Here is a 24821-nt window from a genome sequence, read left to right as displayed (position 1 = left end):
CGCCGTCACCCACCGACGACGTGCTTGAGCACGTTGACGAACAGCGGTGCCAGCACGGCCAGGGCGTAACCGAGAGCGGCGGCCTTGAAAGCGACCTTGGCCTTCTGGACCTCGCCGGGATCCCCACCGGCGACCAGGTAGCGCAGGCCGCCGATGGTGAACATAAGCGTCGCCAGCGTGGCCAGCAGCCCGACGAGCCAGTTCCGCAGGTTGGTGAAGACCTCGTCGAGCTGGTCCGGCCGGGTCGGCGGAGCCGCGGCTGGGATCACGGCAGTCGCGTTGCCGCCGTCGGCCAAGGCCGCGGCAACGAGGACGGCAATGATTGCCGCCGCTATGCCGACGACGAGCAGGACACGAACGACGTGCCGCCGCGGTTTCCGCAGTGCCGGCAGGTGAGGGATCCGCGCGGAGCCGGTGAGGCTGCCCCAGCCTCCTTTCCTCGTGGTGGTGTCGGGTTGCGTATCCGAGCTCCGGCTCCGCGCGGAAGTCATGGGGACGTCCTCCTCCACCTCTCTAGAAGGGGTGGAGGAGATCGTTAGGGACGTGGCTGCCTCGACTTCGCCGCTCAGGACGGCGTCGACGAGGATCGGTTCACAGCGCTGGCGGCGCTTCTTGGCGGCTTCGGTGGTCAGACCGAGCTCTCGGGCGGCGTCGGCCAGGGTGCGCTTCTCCAGGCGGGTCATGCCGATCAGTTCGGCGTCGACCTCGCTGATGACGCCCTTGGCGACGGCGTCCAGGAGGACGAGGTCCGGGTGTCCCCACGGGACGGCAGGAGGTGTGGATTCCTGGAGCGGAAATCGCCGGGCCGCTCCGGCCTCCGCGTTCTCCCGGGCGCGCTCGCCAGCCCGCCTGGCCGCGGCGCACATCCTGGGGAAGACGCTCGGGGTGTCGAGGTCGGCCGTACGGATCGCCTCGATGAACGCGGTCAGGACCTCGGTGTCGATGTCATCCGGGTCGCCGGCAACGTAGCCGCGGCAGATCCTGCCGCTGATGCCGCGCAGTGCCGGTACGGCAACGCCGACGGCACTCACCATCCACTGCGGCCCGTCCTGCCGGGCCCGCGTCACCAGCAACCGCCAGACCGCGTCGCGGGCGGAGTTCGAGCAGGAGGGGTGGATCAGCACATCCCGCAGCTCGATCAGCGACATTTGCCGGCGGGGCAGACCGTGCCCGACCTCCCTGCCGTCGACGGCGAGGCTGCTGGGCGCGCAGGCGAGCATCTGAAAGGCGCGCTCGGCGATGTCCAGGGGTGACCGGTCCTGGCCGGCCGTGTCGGATGGGTTCGTGCTCATCAGGTTCTCCACGGCGAGAGGGATTTCGCTTCGTCGAACCCGGTTGTAGGAGTCGCCTCTGGCACGGCTCCGGCGCCAATCCCCGACTGCTTCTGGCACGCCTCTGGCGTTTGGCGTTGCGGTATGTCGGCGGGCGTCCGCCGGAGCGGCGCCAGAGGTACGCAGGCACCTCTCACCAGGGCTGACGGCTCACGCCAGAGCGGCGCCGGAGGCCGCTGCTGCACTCGAAGCGCGTATCTGAGTTCCGCCCCGGAACAGAAATGGAAGTAATGAGCACGACCTGGCTTCAGATCCCTCGCCAGCCGGCCTCGGCCGGGCGGGCGACTCTCATGAGGGCTCTCCCTGCAGTGGGAGGCGCGATGAGGGTCCCGTACTGGCGAGACGACCACGCCACCCTGCACCTCGGCGACGCACGCGACGTGCTCTCCGAGATGCCCGACCGCTCCGTGGACTGCCTGGTGACCAGCCCGCCCTACTACGGGCTTCGGGACTACGGCCCCGGTCAGTACGGCCAGGAGCCCACGCCGGACGACTATGTGGAGAACCTCCGCGCCACATTCGCCGAGGCCCGGCGGGTGCTGGCTAACGACGGCACCTGCTGGCTTAACCTCGGCGACGTCTACGCCGCCAACTCCGACGGCTACGCCCGCGGTCTCGACTACAACCAGCGACAGCCGGTCGTACGCCCTCGCTCCCGGCTTGCCGTGCCGCCCAAGAACCTGCTCGGCATGCCCTGGCGGGTCGCCTTCGCCCTCCAGCAGGACGGGTGGATCCTGCGCAACGCGATCGTCTGGTCCAAGCCCAACGCGATGCCGCAGTCCGTCCTGGACCGGCTCTCCACCCGCTACGAGCTGATCTTCCTGCTCGTCAAGCAGCGCTTCTACTGGTTCGACCTCGACGCCATCCGCGAGCAATACACCGGCGACCGAGCGCTGTCTCGCCGATCCCGACGCGGTGGCGTGAAGCCCAACACCATCCACACGCCCTGGCCGCCGGTCGGCGTGACGGAGTCCGCCAGCACATTGCACGGTGCCGCCAGTCGCCCGAATAACCGTGCCACTGACGCGGCCAACTCGAACGGCCGCAACCCGGGTGACGTCTGGACCATCTCAACCAGGCCCTACCGCGGCGCCCACTTCGCCCCGTTCCCGATCGACATCCCGCTCCGCGCCATTGCCGCCGGCTGCCGCCCCGGCGGCACCGTCTTGGACCCGTTTTCCGGAGCGGCAACGACAGCCCTTGCCGCTCGGCAACTCGGCCGGCAGTTCATCGGCATCGAACTGAACGTGGACTACTGCAAGCTCGCGGTAGCGCGGATCCGTGAGGCATCAGCAGCGGCAGGAGGTATCGGATGAAGGACATCACCCTCCGGGACCTCCAGGACCTGCCGCCGACGCTGGATCTCATGACCGCCGCGAGGATCCTCGGCATAGGCCGGACCAAGGCCTACGAGCTTGCCAAGAAGGACGAGTTCCCGGTACGGACTATCCGCATCGGCGACCTCTACCGCGTCTCCACGCCAGACCTGCTGAGACTTCTTGAGGGTGACATCCGGTGAAGATGCCGAGGCCGGCCGCATTCCGCTCTGGCCTGGAGTCGCGCCCACCGGACTCTCCAGCTCGTTCACGGTCGCGTTCATCGAGGTGTCCGCCGCCTTCTACGCCACGTCCGCCGACCTTCCCTCGCCCAGGCCTCGTCAGTGCGCCACACCGCGCCCGTCTTGAGTCGCCCCCCAGGGCGCGGCAGTCGTCGCTGTTCGTCCGCTGGGTGAGGCGTTGGCGGCTGACATCCAGCATCACTCGCCGATCTCGGCGGCTACGAGCTGAGCAGCTCAACCCCACGTTTCGGCTCGTGTCCGAGTGAATCGGCTACACCGCCGTCGCCCATCGCCGCTGGCAAGACCATGAACGGGGAGATCACTCGCGGCGCTGCTGGAGGGCACGGACGACGAGATCAAGACCAAAGTGCACAAGCAGCTCATGCTGACTCGCCGGTGACTGCCAGAGGCGGCCCGATCGAGGTCGGGCTGCCTCGACGTTCTAGGGGAGGAGACCGTTCAGGCGGGCAAACAGCTGCACTGCCCGGGAGACGGCGACGGAACTGATCTTCGGCAGAAGGGTAGCTTGCTCGCGGACGAGCACTGCGGCCGGCCGGTAGTGATTGAACTTACCCAGGCTGTTCTGTTGGAAGTAGCTCTCAATCTGTCGCACTATTCGGGGATCGTGAGCGTTGAGGTCGGCCGCGGTGATAGGCGTGGTCAGTTCCTTGGCGTAGGCCAGGTTGACCAAGTCGAGGTAGAAGTCCGTCTCGAAGAGGTCTTCGATGTCGGCGTCAGCGGTGCCGGTGACCTCGCTGATCTGGACCAGTCCGTTGGCGCCGAGCTGTCCGTTCTCGCGTAGGCGCTTAACCGCGCTGACGTCCTTGGTGCTTGAGTCGACCAGGACCGCGACATCGAGCTTGTTGGCTCCGAGCAGGCTGACGAAAGTGGAGAGCTTACCTGCCCCGCCGATCGGAATCTTGACCCAGCGAGGATCGAGGCCACGCTGTCCGCCCTTCTCCACGACATCGGTGAGAACGTCGAGATAGATCAGGTCGCTCGGACCTTCAAGGAGGAGGTTGTGCTCACCGATGAACAAGGTCTGGGTCATGTCGATACCCATGGCGGTGAGCAGGGGGAAGATGGTGTCCTCGTCGGCCTTGAAGATCTCCGCAGATACCTTCGTACCTACCTTGTCCTGGTCAATGACGGTGCGAACCCTGTCCAGGTGATCGGGCGAGACGAGGAACGGGGAGTGAGTCGTGTACAGCACCTGGTGCTTTGGGGCGAGCCGATCATCGATCAGGCGAAGAAGATCCTCCTGAGCGCGACCATGAAGAGACAGTCCGGGCTCATCGAGGAGCAGGATCAGGTCCTGCTCCGCGTCCTCCTCGATCTGATTGAAGTAGGCCAGGAACGAGAAGAACCAGACGAAGCCGCGAGACCGCTCATCGAAGGGCACGGAGGCACGGTGCCGATGATTGTGGACACGCACCTCGAGAATTGGCCCCTCGTGGAGCGGAGGTTGAGCGTTCTGCTCGGGAGGCAAGATCTTGAGCTGCACTTCGAGCTCGTTGTTCTGTGACCAGTACTCGAAGACTTCGTCTGAGATCAGGTTGCTAGCGTTCTCTAGTTCACGCGTCAACCTTTCATGGTTATCCGTGGCGAGGAAGTCCTCGAGTTTGGCACCGGCCATGGACAACAGGCTGAGGAGTGCATGCTCGCCCCGCTTCAGTTCGTTCTGGGCGCGTCGTCTCATCAGGTCGGGGATGGACACCTTTCCGGGCATGGTGTCGTAGTCCGCGAAGTAGACGAACTTCGGCATGGCCGGGAAGACGTGCTTATCGATGACGTGCGACAGTGCACTGTGATTGCGCCATCCTCCGATTCGTTCCGCCACCTGCTGGAGCGCGGACGGGATCTCGTCCAGGGAGGTGATTGCAGCGAACAGCTCTTCGACAGTCGTCGCCGCGCCGATGGCCGTGGCGGCGGCAGAGGAAAGGTCCAGATCCTTGCGCAGGTGGTCCAGCACCGCCTTGTCGTTGACCTGAACGCTCATGCGACCCCTCGCGTCGCGGTAGCCACGTGTGTAGACCACGTGCGGGTCAGTCACGGCTCCTTCGCCGAGATCCTCCTCGATCTTCTCGATCTCGTCGTCGCCCATGCGGAAAGACAGTCTGACGACCGGGATCATCTGATCGGCGTTCCATCCCTTGCGCAGCCGAGTGTGCCGCGAGGGGAAGTCGACGATCTCGTCGAATCTCTTGTCGGCCTCGACAGGATTGGAGCGGAAGATGGCTTGCAGGACGGCTGTCTTACCGGACTCGTTCTTGCCCACCAGACAGGTGACGTCCGGCTCAATGGCGAACTCTCCGGAGTCTTCCACCGACCTGTAGTAGGTGACATGGGCACCGGTCAATTGCACGTACTCCTCCTTGAGCTACGTGATTGGCCGGTGCGCGTCGGATAGGAACGAGGAACGGTCCACTGGGGGGCGACCGTGTGCTCCCTCGGAGACTGAGGTATCGTCCAGGTGCGAATTGGGAATAACCCCGGGGCGCTCGTCACCCGCGTGCGACGCGCACCGGGGTTCTTTGCGTCGATCGAAGCCTACTCCCGGACCCCGACAAAACCGCGCCATTCGAACAAGGCCTGCTTGGTGGCATCTTGACCTGCGGTCCCCACTATCGCCGCATCTCATGGTGGGTCGGGACCAGCGGGAACGAGGTGGAGGCGCTCGTGCTCGACAGCCGTTAGGTCCCTCCGCCTCCGCTGTCTCACGTAGCTTGCTGCCACATGGTGGCCGAACTCCGCCGACTCCTGGATATCGCTACCTTGTCGAGGTCACCGAGTTGCCTCCGTTTGCGATGCCGCCCACCTGATGCGCGGATGCGGCTGACCTCGACGCCGATACCGACAGCGCCGTCGCGCACGCCAGTGCCACCACCCGACGCGCCGATCTGATTGCCCAAGACCTAGCCCATCGGTTCGACCCGACTCACCCGCTCGCCGGGCCGATTCTCAAGCAGCGGACTGGTGCCGAACTGGACCTGAGGCGGCAGTGGCCGCAGATCTTCCGTGTTCAAGCAACCAGGAATGATCGTCCAGGTCGAACCTTCATGCTGTCGATATGGACTGATCCCTGTCACCTGGTCAGGGCTGGCCCACTAACGAACGGCTAACAAACGATCAAGAGGCCAGGTCCCTGATCGCGGGAACTGGCCTCTGAGCTGGTACTTCATGGTGGGGCTACCAGGACTTGAACCTGGGACCTCTTCCTTATCAGGGAAGCGCTCTAACCGACTGAGCTATAGCCCCGCACCGCGCAACGAACGTTACCCCATCCCGTTTCCGGTGGCGAATCCGTCGTTCCGAACGAGGAAAAGCTTACCGTGTCCGGGCCGTGGTCGTGCCATCGAGGCGCATCCGTACGGCGGGCCGCTCGTGTGGGCGGCCTGCCGTACCGACAGGGTCACTCGGCTTCGCTGAAGGTGACTTCGACACCGCCCACGAGGTCCGCGGAGATGTTGTAGATCACTGCGCCGAGGGTGGACAGCGCGGTGATGAGCACGACGTTCAGCGCGCCCAGCAGGGCCGCGTACCCGAGGATGCGGACCGGCTCGAACCAGCTCGCGATGTCGATGGTGCCGGCCCCGGCGCCACCGGCACCGCTGGTGAGCTGGTTGACGGTGTCGGTGATCGAGGAGAAGACGCCGAGCGCCGACAGCACGCCGTACAGCACGGCGACGGCCACGAACAGCACGACGAAGCACACCAGCGACACGACGAAGCTGAACTTCATCGCCGACCACGGCTCGATCCTGCGCAGGACCAGATGGGCCTTGCGCGGCGGGCGCACGCCGAGCTTCTTGTCCTTGTCCTTCTTGGAGGACTCGGCTCGGTCTCCGGCCGGGCCGAAGTTCAGGCCGCGCACGGAGCCGCCGTCCGCCGAGGGACGACCGTTGTCCACAGACGGACGGCCGTTGTCCACAGGGGGTGTGGACGTACCGAGGCCGGCGGGCCGGGGGTACTGCGCGGTCGCTCCGCCGCCCTCGGACCTGCCGTTGTCGGACGCGCCGTCCGTGGCCGTCTGCCGCTTCCATGGCTGGTCGGCGGCCGAGGTCCGGATGCGCATGGTGTCGTCGGCCTTCGCCTTGTCGGCGGCGGTCACGTCATCTCCTTCGGAAGCCACCTTGGCGACGCTACCGCCATCGTGCGCCCGCGCGGTAACGCCGTTCGAAGACGACGCCGGGCGGGCGCCCGTGGGTCTCTGCTTGCCGCCGGGTGTCCGCGGCCCACCGGTGTCGCTCATGCCACGCCCTCACCTGGTGCGCATTCGCGGATGACGATTCGCTCGCTCATGCCTCGCCTCCTGCCCCGTTCTCCTCGGTCTCCAACGACTCGGCGTTGCGAGCGAGGGCCACAACGCTGTCACCCTCGGCCAGGTTCATCAAGCGGACGCCCATGGTCTGGCGGCCCGACTGCTTGATCTCGCCGGCGCTGGTACGGATCACCCCGCCGGCAGAGGTGATCGCGAAGACCTCGTCCTCGGGACGCACCATGACGGCTCCGACCAGCTTGCCACGAGCGCTGACGATCTTGGCCGTCAGTACGCCCTTGCCGCCCCGGCCCTGGACCGGGTACTGGTCGGCGGGTGTCCGCTTCGCATACCCACCCTCGGTCGCGATCAACACGTCATCGCCGTCGCTCATGACGTTCATCGCGAGAAGTTCGTCACCGTCGATGAACCGCATGCCGATCACACCGCTGGTGGCACGGCCCATCGGGCGCAGCGCCTCGTCCGAGGCGGTGAACCTGATCGACTGCGCGTTCTTGGACACGAGCAGCAGGTCATCACCCTCGGAGACGAGACGGGCGGCGATCACCTCGTCATCCTCGCGCAGATTGATCGCGATCAGGCCACCGGATCGCGGCGAATCGTATTCGGAAAGCCGCGTCTTCTTCACCAGACCGCTGCGGGTCGCCAGCACCAGGTAGGGCGCCACGTTGTAGTCCCGCAGGTCGAGGATCTCCATCACGTGCTCGTCGGGCTGCATGGCGAGCAGGTTGGCCAGGTGCTGGCCGCGGGCGTCCCGGCCCGAGTCGGGCAGCTCGTACGCCTTGAAGCGGTAGACCCGGCCCTTGTTGGTGAAGGCCAGCAGCCAGTGGTGCGTCGTGGTGACGAAGAAGTGCTCCACGATGTCGTCCTGGCGGAGCTGCGCACCCCTGACCCCCTTGCCGCCGCGCCGCTGCGCCCGGTAGAGGTCGGTGCTCGTCCGCTTGGCGTAGCCACCGCGCGTGATCGTGACGACCACGTCCTCCTCGGCGATCAGGTCCTCGATGGACATGTCGCCCTCGTACGCGATGATCTCGGTCTTGCGTTCGTCGCCATACCTGGCGACGATCTCGCCGAGCTCGTCCGACACGAGCCGGCGCTGCCGAGGCTCGGAGGCCAGGATGTCCTGGTAGTCGGCGATCTGCGTCATCAGGCCGTCGTACTCGTCCTGGATCTGCTGCCGCTCCAGCGCGGCCAGCTTGCGCAGCTGCATGTCCAGGATGGCCTGCGCCTGGACCTGGTCGATGTCCAGCAGCGTCATCAGGCCGCCCTGCGCCTCGGCCGCGGACGGCGACCGCCTGATCAGGGCGATGACGTCGTCGAGCCGGTCGAGCGCCTTGAGCAGGCCGCGCAGGATGTGGGCCCGTTCCTCCGCCTTGCGCAGCAGGAACCGGGTCCGCCGGACCACGACCTCGATCTGGTGGGTGATGTAATGCCGGACGAACTGGTCGAGCCGGAGCGTCCGCGGCACCCCGTCCACCAGCGCGATCATGTTCGCGCCGAACGTGGTCTGAAGCTGGGTGTGCTTGTAGAGGTTGTTCAGCACGACCTTCGCGACGGCGTCGCGCTTGAGCACGATCACCAGCCGCTGACCGGTACGCGATGAGGTCTCGTCGCGGACGTCGGCGATGCCGGTGACCTTGCCGTCCCTGACCAGCTCGGCGATCGTGAGCGCCAGGTTGTCCGGGTTCACCTGGTAGGGCAGGGCCGTGACCACCAGACACTGCCGTCCCTTGGGGTCCTCCTCGACCTCGACGACGGCCCGCATGATGATCGAGCCGCGGCCGGTGCGGTAGGCGTCCTCGATGCCGCGGCGGCCGACGATCAGCGCGCCGGTCGGGAAGTCGGGACCCTTGACCCGCGCGAGCACCCCGTCGAGCAGCTCCTCGTCGGACGCCTCGGGGTTGTCGAGCGCCCACTTGACGGCCTCGCCGACCTCCCGGAGGTTGTGCGGCGGGATGTTGGTCGCCATGCCGACCGCGATGCCGGCGGACCCGTTGACCAGCAGGTTCGGGAACCGCGACGGGAGGACGACCGGCTCCTGCGACCGCCCGTCGTAGTTGGGCTGGAAGTCGACGGTCTCCTTGTCGATGTCCCGGAGCATCTCCATGGCGATCGGCGCGAGGCGGCACTCGGTGTACCGCATCGCGGCGGCCGGGTCGTTGCCCGGCGAGCCGAAGTTGCCCTGGCCGTCGACGAGCGGGTAGCGCAGCGACCACGGCTGCGCGAGCCGTACGACGGTGTCGTAGATCGACGTGTCGCCGTGGGGGTGGTAGGAGCCCATGACGTCGCCGACGACGCGGGAGCACTTGAAGTAGCCGCGGTCGGGCCGGTAGCCGCCGTCGAACATCGCGTACAGCACGCGGCGGTGCACGGGCTTGAGGCCGTCGCGGACGTCGGGCAGCGCGCGGGACACGATGACGGACATCGCGTAGTCCATGTAGCTGCGCTGCATCTCGGCCTGGATGTCGACCGGCTCGATGCGATCGGCGGGGGGCCCAGGCGGCGTGTTCACTTCCGTCACGAAAAGTCCTTCTGGTTGGCCGCGCTGCTCAGACGTCGAGGAACCGGACGTCGCGGGCGTTGGTGATGATGAAGTTCCTGCGGGCCTCGACGTCCTCGCCCATCAGCACGCTGAACAGGTCGTCGGCCTGGGCGGCGTCGTCGAGGGTGACCTGGCGCAGCACCCGGGTGTCGGGGTTCATCGTGGTGTCCCACAGCTGGGAGGCGTTCATCTCGCCCAGACCCTTGAACCGCTGCACGCCGTCGTGGAGCCGGGGGTCGCGCCGGCCGCGGCCGACGCCGTCCTCGATGATCGCGTCCCGTTCCCGGTCGGAGTACGCGTACGACGCGTCCTCGCCCTTGCGGTCCCACTTGATCTTGTAGAGCGGCGGCTGGGACAGGTAGACGTGACCCGCCTCGATCAGCGGCCGCATGAAGCGGAACAGCAGCGTCAGCAGCAGCGTGGTGATGTGCTGGCCGTCCACGTCGGCGTCCGCCATGAGGATCAGCTTGTGGTAGCGCAGCTTGGCGATGTCGAACTCGTCGTGCACACCGGTGCCGAGGGCCGTGATGAGCGCCTGGACCTCGTTGTTCTTGAGGACCTTGTCGATCCGGGCCTTCTCGACGTTCAGGATCTTGCCGCGGAGCGGGAGGATCGCCTGGAACTTGGGGTCGCGGCCGCCCTTGGCTGAGCCGCCGGCCGAGTCGCCCTCGACGATGAACAGCTCGCACTTCTCCGGCTCCGACCACTGGCAGTCGGCCAGCTTGCCCGGCAGGCCGCTGCCGCTTTCCAGCAGCGACTTGCGGCGGGTGAGGTCGCGCGCCTGGCGGGCCGCGATGCGGGCCCGGGAGGCCTGCAGCGACTTGTTGATGATCTCCTTGGCCTCGCCCGGGTTGCGCTCGAACCAGTCGCGCAGGTGGTCGTTGCAGGCCTTCTGGACGAACGACTTCGCCTCGGTGTTGCCCAGCTTGGTCTTGGTCTGGCCCTCGAACTGCGGGTCGGCCAGCTTCACCGAGATGATCGCGGCGAGCCCCTCGCGGACGTCGTCGCCGCTGAGGTTGTCGTCCTTGCCCTCCTTGAGGAACTTCTGCTCGCGCGCGTACCGGTTGACGATGGTCGTCAGCGCGGCGCGGAAGCCCTCCTCGTGAGTGCCGCCCTCGGCGGTGTTGATCGTGTTGGCGAAGGTGTAGACCGACTCGCTGTAGGAGGCGTTCCACTGCATGGCGATCTCGACCGAGATGCCGTCGCCGTGCTCCTCGAAGTCGATGACCGAGTTGTGGATCGGGTCCTTCTTCGAGTTCAAATGGGTGACGAAGTCGGACAGGCCGCCCTCGTAGTGGTAGGTGACCACCTTGGACACGCCGTCGATGATGTGGTCGGGCCGCTCGTCGGTCAGCTTGATCATGAGGCCCTTGTTGAGGAAGGCCATTTCCTGGAATCGGCGCGCCAGCGTCTCGAAGTTCCAGGCGGTCGTCTCGAAGATGTCCGGGTCGGGCCAGAAGCTGATCGTCGTGCCGTGCTCGTCGGTCGGCTCGCCCTTCTCCAGCGGGGCCGTCGGCTTGGCCGTCACGTACTTCTGCCGCCACACGTGGCCGTCGGTGCGGACCTCGACCTCCAGGCGCGTCGACAGCGCGTTGACGACCGAGGCGCCCACGCCGTGCAGGCCGCCCGAGACGGCGTACGACTTGCTGTCGAACTTGCCGCCGGCGTGCAGCACGGTGAAGACGACCTCGACGGCGGGCCTGCCCTCGGCGGCGACGATGCCCACGGGAATGCCACGTCCGTGGTCCATCACGCGCACGCCGCCGTCGGCGAGCAGGGTGACCTCGATCAGGTCGTTGTAGCCGGCCAACGCCTCGTCGACCGCGTTGTCGACGATCTCGTAGACGAGGTGGTGCAGCCCGCGCTCACCGGTGGAACCGATGTACATGCCGGGGCGCTTGCGGACCGCTTCCAGCCCTTCGAGAACGGTGATAGAGCTAGCGTCGTAGGACAAGTGCGAAATCCTCCTGCCGCGGACACGCGGCGGGCGACACCGTGGATTGGCTGCCCCTGCCGTGCCCGTCACCGTCGTGAGTGCCCCGATGCGCACACCCAGGGGAAATCGGCCCATGGGACCGGGGTGACGCAAACCGGACGTGTCCTTGAGTCCGTTTACATTCTACCGGTCCGGCGGACATCAGGTGGCATTCACGGGGGCTGTGATGCCCTGTCGCTTGACGATCATGTTTCCGAGCACCCCCCACACGGAACGGGGGTCGGAGCCGCAGACGCGATTTTGGGCCGGTTCGGGCTCTCCTCGGGCCGGTTTTCAGATCGTCGCGCGTCGGCGCGGGCCCCGGACGGCGCTCGCCGCCTCGCGCTCAGCCGTATGTATCGCCCGGCCCACGGCTCCCGCGTACGCGCAGGCCGCCCTCCGGGCGGTGACCCACGCCGGGGCCGTGCACCTTGACGCGGGTCACGACGCCGTCGCCGAGCTCCTCGTTCAAGCGCCTGACCAGGGTGGACGCGAGCAGCCGGACCTGGGTCGCCCAGGCGGTCGAGTCGGCGGCGACCACCACCTCGCCGTCCTCGAAGGTCTCCGGCCTGGTGTGGGCGGCCAGCTCGGGGCCGACGATCTCCGCCCAGCGGCCGAACACCCCGCCCACCGCGACCGGCTGCTCCCATCCCCGGGCGGCGAGCAGGTCGCGGATCGCCCGGCCGAACGGCAGCGGGTCGCCGGCGTCCCGTCGTTGGCCGCCCGAGCCGGAGCGGCGGCGCGGCTCGGTGCGCGGAAGCTGCCCCCGTTTCAGCGCGTCGGCCTTCGCCTGGGCCAGCTTCTCCCGCGCCGCCGCGGCACCCCTCGCGGCCGCGCCCCGCGGGGACTGTCCACCGCCTGTGGATATCTCATCGGACACGGGTCACGCTCCCTTCCACCACGTCGAACCGGGCGCCGGCCAGCTCGGGCGGCACGTCGTCCGGCACCGCCGCCGTGATGAGCACCTGCTCGGCCGGGGCGACGATCTCGGTGAGCCGCCTGCGCCGCTGACCGTCCAGCTCCGCGAAGACGTCGTCCAGGATCAGCACGGGGTCGCCGCCGTCGGCTCTCAGCAGGTCATAGGCGGCCAGCCGCAACGCGAGGGCGAACGACCACGACTCGCCGTGGCTCGCGTAGCCCCGGGCAGGCAACTCGCCCAGCCGCAGCAGCAGGTCGTCGCGGTGCGGGCCGACGAGGGTCACGCCGCGTTCGAGCTCCGCCTGACGAGCCTCCGCGAGGCCCGTCCGCAGGTGCTCGGCCAGTAGTTCCCGGTTTGTCCCCAGGGTGGGGATATCTGTGGATAACCCCGACGGCCGGTATTCGAGATCGGCGAGTCCCGACGACGGGGCGAGCGTGGCGTACGCCTTCGCCACGAGCGGACGCAGCGCGTCCACCAGGCGCAGCCGCGCCGCCAGCAGTTCCGCGCCGTGGCGCACCAGGTGGGAGTCCCAGACCTCGAGCGTGCTCAGGACGTCTCCCGCGCCGGCGGCGGCGAAGGCCGCGTCGTCCTCCTGCCTGCGGCCGCCGCGCCGCCGTCCCACCCGCGTCGCCGCGGCCGTGCGCAGGAGCGCGTTGCGCTGCTTGAGCACGCGCTCGTAGTCGGCGCGCACGCCCGCGAACCTGGGGACGCGGGCGACGAGCAGGTCGTCCATGAAACGGCGGCGCTCGGACGGGTCACCCTTGACCAGTGCGAGGTCCTCCGGGGCGAACAGCACGGTCCGCAGCAGGCCCAGGGCGTCGCGCGGCCGGGGGACGGGCGAGCGGTTCACCCTGGCGCGGTTGGCCCGGCCCGGGTTGATCTCGATCTCGATCAGCGCGCGGCGGTCGTCCCTGACCACCGCAGCGCGCACGATCGCCCGCTGCGCGCCGTGCCGTACGAGCGGCGCATCGGTGGCCACGCGGTGGCTCGAATGGGTAGCGATGTAGCCAAGCGCCTCGACCAGGTTGGTCTTGCCCTGCCCGTTCGGCCCGACGAACGCCGTCGCCCCGGGTTCCAGCACGAGTTCGACCTCCGGGTAGGACCGGAAGTCGGTCAGGGACAGGCTCGCCACGTGCACCCCGCCAGGCTAGTGCCGGTGCCCGGCCTTCGTGTCCCGGCCACGATGCGCTGTGGAGAAACGGCGCGCTGTGGAGAAGCGAGTGGGTGCGGGATTGTTCGTCCACAGCCTGTGGAAGATCGACGCCGCGGCCCGCGGTCAGGCCGCGTCACCTACCCGGACGCCCCCGGCGTTCACACCCTTGTGGACGAACTGAAGGCCTGCGGCGCGGAGTTCGCCCGGCCGCAGCGCATGGACGACGAGGTCTGACCGCGCGTCAGCCCTCGGCCTCCACCGGCGGGGTGACGTCGGCGCCGGGGGCGTCGGCGCCCTTGCCGGTCTGGCCCTCGGCCGAGGCGACCGAGTGCCCGCCGAACTGGTTGCGCAGCGCCGCGACCATCTTCATCGCCGGGGAGTCGGCCTGGCGCGAGGCGAAGCGGGCGTACAGCGCGGCCGTGATGGCCGGCAGGGGCACGGCGTGGTCCACGGCGGCCTGGACCGTCCACCGGCCCTCGCCGGAGTCCTCCGCGTAGCCCTTGAGCTCGGTGAGGTCGGGGTCCTCCTCCAGCGCCCGCACCAGCAGGTCGAGCAGCCAGGACCGGATGACCGTGCCGTGCCGCCAGCTCTTGAACGTCTCGGGGACGTTGGTGACGGCGTCGCTGGCCTCCAGCAGCTCCCAGCCCTCGGCGAAGGCCTGCATCATGCCGTACTCGATGCCGTTGTGGACCATCTTCGCGAAGTGGCCGGCGCCCACGCCGCCCGCGTGGACGAAGCCGTCCTCGCCCTCCGGCTTGAGCGTCTCGAAGATCGGCATGAGCCGGCGGACGTGCTCCTCGTCGCCGCCGGTCATCAGGGCGTAGCCGTACTCCAGGCCCCAGACGCCGCCGCTGACGCCCACGTCGACGAAGCCGATGCCGTGGGTGCGGAGGTCGGCCGCGTGCCGCTGGTCGTCCAGGTAGTGCGAGTTGCCGCCGTCGATGACGATGTCGCCGTCCGACAGCAGGTCGCGCAGCTGCTCGACGGTGCTCCGCGTCGGCGCCCCGGCGGGGACCATGACCCAGATCGCGCGCGGTGCCTGAAGCCTCTCGACGAGGTCCTTCAGGCTGCCGACGTCGCTGATGGAGGGATCGCGGTCGTAGCCGACGACCTCGTGGCCGCCGCGCCGCAGCCGCTCGGCCATGTTCCCGCCCATTTTGCCGAGCCCGATCATGCCGATCTGCATCTGAGCCACCCCTCAACATCTGCGTCGTCCGCCGAGGCACGCGTACCCATGCATCAGGGGTCCATGCCCGCAGGAGATCGTACGCCCGGGGTGCTCGGGCCGCGTCAGCTGGACAGGCGGATGGGCATGATGAGGTAGCGGTAGTCCTCGCTCCCCCCGTCGTCCACAGGCTTGCCCCCGGTGAGGATGGCGGGCTTGGTCGGCGTGGTGAACTGGAGCCGCGCGACGTCGGAGTCGATCGCCCCGAGGCCCTCCAGCAGGAACTGGTGGTTGAAGGCGATGTTGATCTCGTCGCCGTCGAACTCGACCGGCAGCGCCTCCACGGCCTGCGCCTCGTCGCCGCTGCCGGCCTCCAGGACGACCTCTCCGCCGCGGAAGGCCAGCCGCACGGGGGTGTTGCGCTCGGCGACGAGCGCGACGCGCTTGACGGCCTCGACGAACGAGGCTGTGGACAGGTCCGCGCGCGCGGAGAACTCGGTGGGCAGCAGCGAGCGGTACTTGGGGAACTCGGGGTCGAGCAGCCGGGTCGTCGTCCGCCGTCCGGAGCTGGAGAACCCGATCATGCCCTCGCCGGTGCCGCCGGCCGAGCTCAGCGCGATCTCGACCTCCGCGCCGGTGCCGCCCAGCGCCTTGGCCGTGTCCGCCAGCGTACGGCCGGGGATCATCGCCACGGCCTGGAAGTCGGGCTGCTCGGGCTGCCACTTCAGCTCGCGTACGGCGAGGCGGTAGCGGTCGGTGGCGGCGAGGGTCACGGTGTCGCCCTCGATCTCCATCCGTACGCCGGTGAGCATCGGGAGGGTGTCGTCCTTGCCCGCGGCGACGGCCACCTGGCCGACGGCGGAGGCGAACACGTCGCTGCCGACCCGTCCGGCGGCGGGCGGCATGGCCGGGAGGGAGGGGTAGTCCTCCACAGGCATGGTGAGAAGTGTGAACCGGGCGCTGCCGCAGGTGACGACGGCCTTGGCTCCGTCCACAACCAGTTCGACCGGCTGTGCGGGGAGCGCGCGGGTGATCTCGGCGAGGAGCTTGCCCGAGACGAGCACCACGCCCGGCTCTCCGGTCTGCAGGTCGAGGGTCACCTCGGCGGAGACCTCGTAGTCGAAGCCGGAGAGCTTCAGCCGCTGGTCGTCGGTCACCTCCAGCCGCATGCCGGCGAGCACCGGCACCGAGGGACGGGCCGGAAGGCTCCGTGCCGTCCACGCCACGGCCTCGGCGAGCACGTCGCGATCGATCCGGAACATCACGTGGATCAGCCTCCTGGGTGTCGCTGCTTCGTCAAGTCTTCACTCTCCCGCACCTGTGTGCCTCCAGAACCCCTTCTATGGTTCTTGAGTTCCTTAGAGAGAGATACAAGTCGTCCTATTAGGCAGTGTGGATATGTGGATGTCGAGCATTTTCGCAGCTCAGCGGAGCTGATTCATCCACCGCCGGTGTGGGGGAACCGTGGACGGACCCCCTGTGGACTGTGGGTGGCCCCGCTGTCCCCACACTCGTTCCCCAGGCTGAGGGCCCTCTGTCCACGAGTAATCCACGAGGTTTCCACCGGTTGTCCACGGGGTAAAAGGGACAGCTGAGCTGTGTGTGACGAGTACGCACAGGGCGTCCCCAGCTCGTCCACGGGTATTCCCCAAGCCATCCCCAGGTTCTCCCCAAAGTTGTCCCCAAGTGGGGACGGCGCGTTGGCGGGCCGGAGAAGGTGGGGGTAGCGCACGGAGCCGCCGCCGAGGGCGGAATTTTTGATCCACAGAGTTATCCACAGCTGTGTACTAAGCGTTGCGTGCGCGCTGCTTGATCCGTGTCGTCAGCTCGTTGACCTGGTTGTACATCGAGCGCCGCTCGGCCATGAGCGACCGGATTTTACGCTCCGCGTGCATCACGGTCGTGTGGTCGCGCCCGCCGAACTGCTGGCCGATCTTGGGCAGGGACAGGTCGGTCAGCTCGCGGGCCAGGTACATGGCGATCTGGCGGGCGGTGACCAGGGCGCGCGAGCGTGAGCTTCCACACAGGTCGTCGAGGGAGACACCGAAGTACTCGGCGGTTGTGGACATGATGAGGGAGATGGTGATCTCCGGGCTCGCGTCCTCGCTGATGAGGTCCTTGAGGACGATCTCGGCGAGCTGGATGTCCACAGACTGCCGGTTGAGGCTGGCGAACGCGGTGACCCGGATCAGTGCGCCCTCGAGCTCCCGGATGTTGGTCGCGATGCGGCTGGCGATGTACTCCAGCACGTCGGGCGGCGCGGCCAGGCCCTCCTGGATCGCCTTCTTGCGCAGGATCGCGATGCGGGTCTCCAGCTCGGGCGGCTGGACATCGGTGATCAGCCCCCACTCGAACCGGTTGCGCAGCCGGTCCTCCAGCGTCACGAGCTGCTTCGGCGCCCGGTCGCTGGAGATGACGATCTGCTTGCTGGCGTTGTGGAGGGTGTTGAAGGTGTGGAAGAACTCCTCCTGCGTCTGCTCCTTGCCCTCGAGGAACTGGATGTCGTCCACGAGGAGGATGTCCACAGCCCGGAAGCGGGAGCGGAACCCGTCGGCCTTGTGGTCCCGGATGGAGTTGATGAAGTCGTTGGTGAACTCCTCGGAGCTCACGTACCGCACCCGGGCGCCGTCGTACAGGCTCTGCGCGTAGTGGCCGATCGCGTGCAGCAGGTGGGTCTTCCCCAGTCCCGAGTCGCCGTAGATGAACAGCGGGTTGTACGCCTTGGCGGGGGCCTCGGCGACCGCGACGGCGGCGGCGTGCGCGAAGCGGTTGCTGGCGCCGATGACGAACGTCTCGAACGTGTACTTGGCGTTCAGCCGGGCCGGCTCGCCGGAGGTGCGGCCGCCGCGGGCGTCCCAGCGGTTCTGCCCGGGACCGCCGGGCACAGGACCGGACACGGGGCCCGGCACCGGCTCGGGCTTGGGCGCGGCGGGCGGCTCGGGGGAGTAGCCGCCGGGTCGCTGCGGGTGGTCCGGCGGGGACATGTGCTGCGGTGGCTGTGGATACTGCTGGCCCTGTGGATAGTGCGGCCCGTGCGGCTCGGTGTCGCGCCGGATCGGGCCGTCCTCGGCTAAGGGGAAGCGCGGAGCCTGGGGGCGGGGCTGTGGATAATCTGTGGACGGCACCTGTGGACGATGGTCGGCCGACGGCGCCACGGCGGGGTCCGGGGCGGCGGACAGGCCGGCGCCGGGATCCACCATCACGGCGATCCGCACGGGCCGGCCGAGCTCCTGCGACAACGCGTGCACGATCAGCGGGCGCAGCCGTACCTCGATGACCTCTTTGGCGAAGTCGTTGGGGGCCGCCAGGAGAATCGTGTCGTTGATGAGTCCGGAGGGCTGCGTCATCTGGAGGAACGCCCGCTGCTGCCCCGAGACGCCCTCGTCGAGCAGGGTCCTGAGGGCCCGAGCCCATACAGCGTTGAGATCGACGCCTTCCATGGCTCGGCCCCTCCTCTCGTTGCGCGGCCCCGCTCGCCCGCCGCGATCCGTGTCGTTTCTCAGTCCTGTACGCCTCGTCGCACCGGCCCTCTTCCGGCTGCCATCCACATATGATCCACATGATGTGCACAGCCCGTGCATCCTCCCCGGGCACATTCACGCTGGTGGGGGGAAGGGCCGGACGGCCGACGGTAGCGGTGTGCGCAACCTGTGTTCAAGGCGTTGTCCACAGCCTAACGGGCCATGGTCGCTCGCCGTACTCGCTTGGCGTCACGGGTGCCGGTTTGACCTGACGTACGGTGGGCCCGTAACGTATCCCGGTCGGCTAATCACGCGACGGCTATTTCGCATGCCCGCGCATATGACGAGCCGTGACCATGGAATGTACCGCGCCCGCGGAACGCCGCGGACGTACCTGAAGCCTGGAGCCCACCCGTGAGCAAGCGTACTTACCAGCCGAACAACCGTCGCCGCGCGAAGACCCACGGCTTCCGGCTGCGCATGCGCACCCGGGCCGGCCGCGCCATCCTGGCCGCGCGCCGCCGCAAGGGCCGCGCCGAGCTGACGGTCTGACGATCAGACGCCGCCCGCCCGTGCCGAGCGGAGCGGGCGGCCATACGTCGAGGAAGGCCCGGTGCTGCCGTCCGCGTCCCGCATGCGGCGGGGTGACGAGTTCGCCGACGCGATTCGCCGTGGGCGGCGCGCCGGGCGTCCCACCCTGGTCGCACACCTGAACCTGCGTGACGCCGACGAGCCACCGCTGGTCGGCTTCGTCGTGAGCAAGGCGGTCGGTGGCGCCGTGGTGCGGAACCAGGTCAGGCGCAGGTTGAGACACCTCGTGCGGAGCCGCCTGCCGCTGCTGCCGAGAGGTAGCCTTCTGGTGGTACGCGCCAATCCACCGGCCGCGTCCGCGCGCAGCGAGCACCTGGCCGCCGAACTCGACGTCGCGCTGAGTCGTTTACTCCGGCGGCGCGGGTCCGATTCCCGGACCCCGACGGATGGACGGTCATGACAGCGCAGCAACCGACCCCGGCCGTGGTGCCCGGGGAGGCGGATCGGCCCGCGACCGGGCCGGTCGCCCGCGTGCTGCTCGCGATCATCCGGTTCTACCGCGCCTTCATCAGCCCGATGCTGGGGCCGAGGTGCCGGTTCGAGCCGTCCTGCAGTGCCTATGGTCTGGAAGCCGTCGCCGTTCATGGAGCGGCGCGCGGGGTATGGCTGACCGTCAGGCGTATCGGACGGTGTCACCCGTTCCATCCTGGAGGTTTCGACCCGGTGCCCCCACGCCGAGTCCGGTCTCACGACGAAACGCAAGGGAGCTAGCTCGGTGGAGCTGCCATTCCTGAACTGGCTGTACACGGCCGTGGCGCAGGTGATCACCTGGATCCACGCCGGGTACAGCACTTTCATCCCCTCCAGCAGCGGTCTCAACTGGGCGCTGACCATCATCACGCTGACCGTGCTGATGCGTCTGCTGATCTTCCCGCTCTTCATGAAGCAGATGCGCTCGTCGCGCAAGATGCAGGAGCTGGCGCCCAAGGTCCAGGAGCTGCGCAAGAAGTACAAGAACGACAAGCAGCGCATGAACCAGGAGGTCATGCGGCTGTACCAGGAGGGAGGCGCCAACCCACTCGGGGGCTGCCTCCCGATCGTCGCGCAGTTCCCGATCTTCATCTCGATGTTCACCGTGCTGCGGGCCATCGCCGAGGACCGGGTCGCGTTCGGAATGGACAAGGCGCTCGTGGACAGCGCGCGCGCCGCGCACGTCATCGGCGCGCCGCTGGCGGCGAAGTTCTTCGACAGCTCCGAGGTCATCCAGAGTCTCGGCGCTCAGCCGCTGATGACGAAGATCGTGCTCGCCTGCTTCGTGGCTGTCAGCTCGTGCACCACGTTCCTCACCGTCCGGCAGAGCGTGAAGCGCTCGGTGGCGCAGATGCCGGACAACCCCATGGCGCAGCAGCAGAAGCTCCTCATGTACATCTCGCCGCTGTTCGCCGTCTTCAGCCTGAACTTCCAGCTCGGCCTGATCCTCTACTGGGTGACCACCAACCTGTGGACGCTCGGCCAGCAGCACTGGTTCTACAGCCGTCACCCGATGCCGGTCGTGGACGAGAAGGGCAACGTCACCACTCCCGAGCCGACGAACGGCATCTTCACCAAGCTGGTGGGAAAGCCCAAGGCGGCGGCGCAGCCTGAGCCCGAACCCGCCCCCAAGATCGTCCGTCAGCAACCGGCGCGCCAGCCTCGCAGCAAGCGCACCGGCAGCAAGAAGTCGTAGGAGAAGGAGAGTCCGGACGTGACCGAAGCTGAGGAGACCCTCAAGCCTGCTCCCGACGTCGAAGCCCTGGAACAGGAGGGCGAGATCGCGGCGGACTACCTGGAGGGCCTGCTCGACATCGCCGACCTCGACGGCGACATCGACATGGACGTCGAGGGGGACCGTGCGATGGTCTCGATCGTGGGCGTCAAGGGCGACGAGCTCGTGGGCCCCGGCGGGGAGGTGCTCGAGGCGCTGCAGGAGCTGACGCGCCTGGCCGTGCACCGCCAGACGGGGGAGCGTTCGCGACTCATGCTCGACGTGGGCGGCTATCGGGAGCGGCGCCGGGCAGAGCTCACCAAGGTGGGCGCCACGGCGGCCGACGACGTCAAGCGCACCGGCGAGCCGAAGGCGCTCAAGCCGATGACGCCGTTCGAGCGCAAGATCGTTCACGACGCGGTCGCCGCTGCGGGCCTGCGCAGCGAGTCCGAGGGCGAGGAACCCCGCCGCTTCGTGGTGGTCCTGCCCGCCTGACCGCTTTTCACAGTTCCGACGCGGGGAAGCCGCCGGTCCCACATCCGGGACCGGCGGCTTTTCCGTCCTGTACGTCCCTTCCTCGCCCTGCCCCTTCGGCCGGCATCGCACGGCCGGCGGCCGCCGGATGTACGGCTGGCCGTCGCCGAGGGGAAAGGACGGTTACCCTTGGCCGAGAGCGTTCCTGGATGAGTGAGTGATGACGGAGAGCAACGAGCTGCCCGAGGCGCCCCCGGTGGCCCGGGAGATTTTCACCGGTGAGGCGTTGGAGCGGGCCCGGGTGTTCGCCGAGTTGCTCGCCGGGCCCGGCGTGGTGCGGGGACTGCTGGGGCCGCGCGAGGTGCCCCGCATCTGGGACCGGCACCTGCTGAATTGCGCGGTCGTGGAGGAGGCGGTCCCGCCGGACTCTACTGTGATCGACATCGGCTCGGGCGCCGGCCTGCCCGGCCTCGTGCTCGCGATCGTGCGCCCCGATGTGACGGTGACCCTGCTGGAGCCGCTGCTGCGCCGCACCGTGTTCCTGTCCGAGTGCGTCGAGACGCTCAAGCTCGACAACGTGGAGGTGCTGCGTGGGCGGGCCGAGGAGCTCGCCCGCAAGCGCGTCTTCGACGTGGCGACGGCGCGGGCGGTCGCGCCGCTCGACCGTCTGCTGTCGTGGTCGATGCCGCTGCTGCGCGAGGGCGGGGAGTTGCTCGCGATGAAGGGGGAGCGGGCACAGGAGGAACTGGACGCGGCTCGCCCCCAGTTGGAGTCGTATGGCGTGACGCACGTCGAGCTGGTCACGGTGGGGCGCGGTAAGGTCGAGCCGCCCGCGACCCTCGTTCGCGTCGTCGCCGGACGGTCTCCGCGAACGGACACGCGGAGGCGACGAAAGAGGTGAGCCGGTGGCGGACGCCGGATCAGGCGGTGTGACAGCGGGTCTGGGTTGGCCGGAGACTCGGCTCCCCCTACGCTGGGAGATCGCGACAGCAGGCCGGTCCTCCGGGGTGGGCTGGCCTCGTCCCCCTGTCTCGCCGGTCGAAAGGACGACGACCGTGTCCCAGACCCCCCTTAACCCTGGCGATTCGCCGCTGGTACGAGAGGCACTGAGTTCTGTGGTTTCACGTGAAACAGCCGCCACGCCCCCGCAGGCGGCTGCGCCTTCCGTCGGTTACTCGACGCGCGACGAGGGGGCCTGGCCCCGGCCTACCCGGTGTCGCGTGATGACGGTGGCCAACCAGAAGGGCGGCGTGGGGAAGACCACCACGGCCGTCAACCTCGCGGCGGCGCTGTCCATGCACGATCAGCGCGTTCTCGTGGTCGATCTCGACCCGCAGGGCAACGCGTCCACGGCGTTGGCGACGGAACATCGGTCGGGGATGCCGTCGGTGTACCAGGTTCTCGTGGACGACATGCCGCTGTCGCAGATCGTGAATCCGGTCCCCGACATGCCCAATCTGTACTGCGCTCCGGCCACGCTCGACCTCGCGGGCGCGGAGATCGAGCTGGTTCCGATGGTCGGCCGGGAGACCCGTCTGCGGCGGGCGCTCGCCTCGTTCGACGCGATGGAGTTCGACTACATCCTCATCGACTGCCCGCCGTCGCTGGGCCTGCTGACCGTGAACGCCATGGCGGCGGCCCAGGAGGTGCTGATTCCCATCCAGTGCGAGTACTACGCCCTGGAGGGGCTCACCCAGCTTATGCAGAACGTGGAACTGGTGCGCGCGCACCTCAACCAGACGCTGGCGGTCTCGACCATCCTGCTCACGATGTACGACGGCCGGACCCGCCTCGCCTCCCAGGTGGCCGAAGAGGTGCGCTCCCACTTCGGCGACACCGTGCTCGACGCCGTCATCCCCAGGAGCGTCCGCGTCTCCGAGGCGCCCAGCTACGGCCAGTCGGTCATGACGTACGACCCGGGATCGAGCGGGGCACTGGCATACATGGGCGCTGCTCGCGAGATCGCCTATCGGGCGGCGGCCCTCGCCGGCGCCTGACAGAGGATGGCGGCGCTCCGGACGTGCGCCGTGCTGCCGTGCGGACGGCGCGAGAGACGGCGTGCGGACGAGGACGTGCCGGTGTGGCGTCACTGGCACCCGGCGCAGGTGATGGCGCCGGGGCCATGATGGCTCAGGGGTGCCTCGGCCTTGGGACGTTTTCTTTCGGGACGTCACTGCGCCGGGCAGAAGCTCCGGTCCTCGCGAAGCCCGCTCCGCTGGGCCTTCGCTGCGGTCCTCGCTCTCGCCCGCTCCGCTCCTTATGCCCGGCCACGCGCCGGGCTCTGGCGGTGGGATTGTGCACGGCTGGATGCGCGGAGACTCATGGCAGGGCTTCGCAGCGGTACTCTCTCCTGGTGTGTGCGTGCCGGTGCCCAGTGACCCCGAGTCGCTGGGCACCCGCCTTCTGTGCGGGTATGAAGGAGCAGCGGTGAGCCAGCAGCGTCGGGGACTGGGCAAGGGTCTTGGGGCTCTGATCCCCACGGGACCGATCGTCGATCCGGCGTCCGTGGCGAGCGCTCCGGCAGGTCCGCCGTCAGCCGCGCCCGGGACGGACGGGACGGGCCTGCGTCCGGTGGAGGGCGCCTACTTCCAGGAGATCGAGGTCGACTCCATCTCCCGGAACCCGCGGCAGCCGCGGGAGGTGTTCGACGAGGACCGGCTCGACGAGCTCGCGGCGTCCATCAAGGAGGTCGGCCTGCTGCAGCCGGTCGTCGTCCGCGCCGTGGAGGACGGCCGCTTCGAGCTCATCATGGGGGAGCGGAGGTGGCGCGCCTCGCAGATCGCCGGGCTGGACCGCATCCCCGCGATCGTCCGGAGCACCCAGGACGACGAGATGCTCCGTGAGGCGCTCATCGAGAACCTCCAGCGGGAGCAGCTGAACGCGCTGGAAGAGGCGGCGGCCTACCAGCAGCTTCTGGACGACTTCGGGGCCACCCACGAGGTGCTCGCCAGGAAGGTCGGACGGTCGCGCTCGCACATCAGCAACACCCTGCGATTGCTGAACCTTCCTCCCGAGGTGCAGCGCCGGGTGGCGGCCGGGGTTATCAGCGCCGGGCACGCCCGGGCGCTGCTTACGCTGAACGACCCCGCCGCCCAGGAGCGGCTGGCGACCCGGATCGTGGCCGAAGGGCTGTCGGTCAGGACCGTAGAGGAGATCGTGGCTCTGGGCGAGGCGACCGCGGGGCCGGCTCCGCGCAAGCCCCGGGCGAAGAAGCCGACAGCCCCGGCGCTGCGCGACCTGGCGGATCGGCTCTCGGACCACTTCGAGACGAAGGTGAAGGTCGATCTCGGCAGCCGGAAGGGGCGCATCGTGGTCGAGTTCTCCACGATCGACGACCTGGAGCGCATCATCGACACGATGGCGCCGGAGGCCGCCCACGCGATGCGAAGCAGGGGCATCACGGCGGAGTAACCGCAGAGACCATGGTGGCACGCGCGATCTGCCGCCGGTTTCACGTGAAACATCGCACCCACGGCCTCCTCACTGGGGTGCTGGGGGCCGATATGGCATCCCCGCTGCGACCTAGTTCGCATTCGATTCGCTCGACGGCAGCTGCATGAACGCCACCGGCCGCTTAGAGGGTCGGATGCGACCAGGTCGATACCCCGACCTACGCGTTCGTCGGTTCCGCCCATCCGAGGTCGAACGCCCCTGACACTCAGGCGGTTGCCGGGGGAGGAGGGGGCCGG

The 24821-nt window shown here is 68.4% G+C and carries 21 protein-coding genes and 1 tRNA gene; 11 read left to right on the top strand and 11 right to left on the bottom strand.

Features of this window, described 5'->3' with window-relative positions; all coding sequences use genetic code 11:
* Positions 1-5 precede the first annotated feature (5 nt).
* The gene (locus tag QSK36_RS29080) at positions 6-1292 is read right to left on the bottom strand and encodes a pilin (protein WP_285784542.1); all 1287 of its coding nucleotides are present in this window, start codon (positions 1290-1292) and stop codon (positions 6-8) included.
* Between the two features lie 359 nt (positions 1293-1651).
* On the opposite strand from QSK36_RS29080, the gene QSK36_RS29075 reads away from it, so the two are divergent.
* The gene (locus tag QSK36_RS29075; RefSeq protein ID WP_285784541.1) at positions 1652-2647 is read left to right on the top strand and encodes a DNA-methyltransferase; all 996 of its coding nucleotides are present in this window, start codon (positions 1652-1654) and stop codon (positions 2645-2647) included.
* Complete coding sequence (locus QSK36_RS29070; RefSeq protein ID WP_285784540.1) at positions 2644-2850, top strand: helix-turn-helix domain-containing protein; 207 nt, start codon at positions 2644-2646, stop codon at positions 2848-2850. Before QSK36_RS29075 ends, QSK36_RS29070 begins: the two co-directional genes overlap by 4 nt.
* Before the next feature lie 481 nt (positions 2851-3331).
* Here QSK36_RS29070 and QSK36_RS29065 read toward each other — a convergent pair whose 3' ends face one another.
* The 7 genes from QSK36_RS29065 to recF form a co-directional block, all read right to left on the bottom strand.
* Positions 3332-5254, bottom strand: coding sequence for an AAA family ATPase (locus QSK36_RS29065; RefSeq protein ID WP_285784539.1), 1923 nt, complete (start codon positions 5252-5254; stop codon positions 3332-3334).
* An 816-nt stretch (positions 5255-6070) separates the two neighbouring features.
* Positions 6071-6147: transfer RNA gene (locus QSK36_RS29060), tRNA-Ile, on the bottom strand.
* Between the two features lie 154 nt (positions 6148-6301).
* Positions 6302-7000: a DUF3566 domain-containing protein gene (locus tag QSK36_RS29055; RefSeq protein ID WP_285784538.1), complete on the bottom strand. Its 699-nt coding sequence runs from the start codon at positions 6998-7000 to the stop codon at positions 6302-6304.
* A 187-nt stretch (positions 7001-7187) separates the two neighbouring features.
* Positions 7188-9689 carry a DNA gyrase subunit A gene (gyrA, locus tag QSK36_RS29050; protein ID WP_285784537.1) on the bottom strand — a complete coding sequence of 834 codons (2502 nt, stop codon included), beginning with the start codon at positions 9687-9689 and terminating at the stop codon, positions 7188-7190.
* Positions 9690-9717: 28 nt separating this feature from the next.
* On the bottom strand, positions 9718-11664 hold the full coding sequence (gyrB, locus tag QSK36_RS29045; protein ID WP_285784536.1) for a DNA topoisomerase (ATP-hydrolyzing) subunit B: 1947 nt from the start codon (positions 11662-11664) through the stop codon (positions 9718-9720).
* Positions 11665-12031: 367 nt separating this feature from the next.
* On the bottom strand, positions 12032-12565 hold the full coding sequence (locus QSK36_RS29040; RefSeq protein ID WP_285784535.1) for a DciA family protein: 534 nt from the start codon (positions 12563-12565) through the stop codon (positions 12032-12034).
* Positions 12555-13742, bottom strand: coding sequence for a DNA replication/repair protein RecF (gene recF / locus QSK36_RS29035; protein ID WP_139575459.1), 1188 nt, complete (start codon positions 13740-13742; stop codon positions 12555-12557). The genes QSK36_RS29040 and recF overlap by 11 nt, the downstream gene beginning before the upstream one ends.
* A gap of 111 nt (positions 13743-13853) precedes the next feature.
* On the opposite strand from recF, the gene QSK36_RS29030 reads away from it, so the two are divergent.
* The gene (locus QSK36_RS29030; RefSeq protein ID WP_285784534.1) at positions 13854-13991 is read left to right on the top strand and encodes a hypothetical protein; all 138 of its coding nucleotides are present in this window, start codon (positions 13854-13856) and stop codon (positions 13989-13991) included.
* A 7-nt stretch (positions 13992-13998) separates the two neighbouring features.
* On the opposite strand, the gene gnd is transcribed toward QSK36_RS29030, so the two are convergent.
* The 3 genes from gnd to dnaA form a co-directional block, all read right to left on the bottom strand.
* Complete coding sequence (gene gnd, locus QSK36_RS29025; protein ID WP_183538228.1) at positions 13999-14943, bottom strand: phosphogluconate dehydrogenase (NAD(+)-dependent, decarboxylating); 945 nt, start codon at positions 14941-14943, stop codon at positions 13999-14001.
* 104 nt (positions 14944-15047) lie between these two features.
* Complete coding sequence (gene dnaN, locus QSK36_RS29020) at positions 15048-16187, bottom strand: DNA polymerase III subunit beta (protein WP_030508588.1); 1140 nt, start codon at positions 16185-16187, stop codon at positions 15048-15050.
* 522 nt (positions 16188-16709) lie between these two features.
* A complete protein-coding gene (gene dnaA, locus QSK36_RS29015; RefSeq protein ID WP_285784533.1) occupies positions 16710-18362 on the bottom strand; it encodes a chromosomal replication initiator protein DnaA in 1653 nt (550 codons plus the stop codon).
* Between the two features lie 435 nt (positions 18363-18797).
* On the opposite strand from dnaA, the gene rpmH reads away from it, so the two are divergent.
* The 8 genes from rpmH (at position 18798) to QSK36_RS28975 (ending at position 24543) form a co-directional block, all read left to right on the top strand.
* A complete protein-coding gene (gene rpmH / locus QSK36_RS29010; RefSeq protein ID WP_015772801.1) occupies positions 18798-18935 on the top strand; it encodes a 50S ribosomal protein L34 in 138 nt (45 codons plus the stop codon).
* Between the two features lie 61 nt (positions 18936-18996).
* The gene (gene rnpA, locus QSK36_RS29005; RefSeq protein ID WP_079314209.1) at positions 18997-19374 is read left to right on the top strand and encodes a ribonuclease P protein component; all 378 of its coding nucleotides are present in this window, start codon (positions 18997-18999) and stop codon (positions 19372-19374) included.
* A complete protein-coding gene (gene yidD / locus QSK36_RS29000) occupies positions 19371-19685 on the top strand; it encodes a membrane protein insertion efficiency factor YidD (protein ID WP_079314210.1) in 315 nt (104 codons plus the stop codon). Before rnpA ends, yidD begins: the two co-directional genes overlap by 4 nt.
* 4 nt (positions 19686-19689) lie before the next feature.
* Positions 19690-20640: a membrane protein insertase YidC gene (yidC, locus tag QSK36_RS28995; RefSeq protein ID WP_285784532.1), complete on the top strand. Its 951-nt coding sequence runs from the start codon at positions 19690-19692 to the stop codon at positions 20638-20640.
* 18 nt (positions 20641-20658) lie between these two features.
* A complete protein-coding gene (locus tag QSK36_RS28990) occupies positions 20659-21153 on the top strand; it encodes a Jag family protein (RefSeq protein WP_182901793.1) in 495 nt (164 codons plus the stop codon).
* 199 nt (positions 21154-21352) lie between these two features.
* On the top strand, positions 21353-22033 hold the full coding sequence (rsmG, locus tag QSK36_RS28985) for a 16S rRNA (guanine(527)-N(7))-methyltransferase RsmG (protein WP_285784531.1): 681 nt from the start codon (positions 21353-21355) through the stop codon (positions 22031-22033).
* Between the two features lie 322 nt (positions 22034-22355).
* Positions 22356-23129: a ParA family protein gene (locus QSK36_RS28980; protein WP_205825859.1), complete on the top strand. Its 774-nt coding sequence runs from the start codon at positions 22356-22358 to the stop codon at positions 23127-23129.
* Between the two features lie 430 nt (positions 23130-23559).
* Entirely contained in the window at positions 23560-24543 is a 984-nt protein-coding gene (locus tag QSK36_RS28975) for a ParB/RepB/Spo0J family partition protein (protein WP_183538233.1), read from the top strand.
* Positions 24544-24821: the final 278 nt, after the last annotated feature.

The organism is Microbispora sp. NBRC 16548, assembly GCF_030268985.1.
GTDB lineage: Bacteria > Actinomycetota > Actinomycetes > Streptosporangiales > Streptosporangiaceae > Microbispora > Microbispora catharanthi.
Note: the sequence above shows the minus strand (reverse complement) of the source record. Positions and strands in the feature narration are given on the sequence as shown.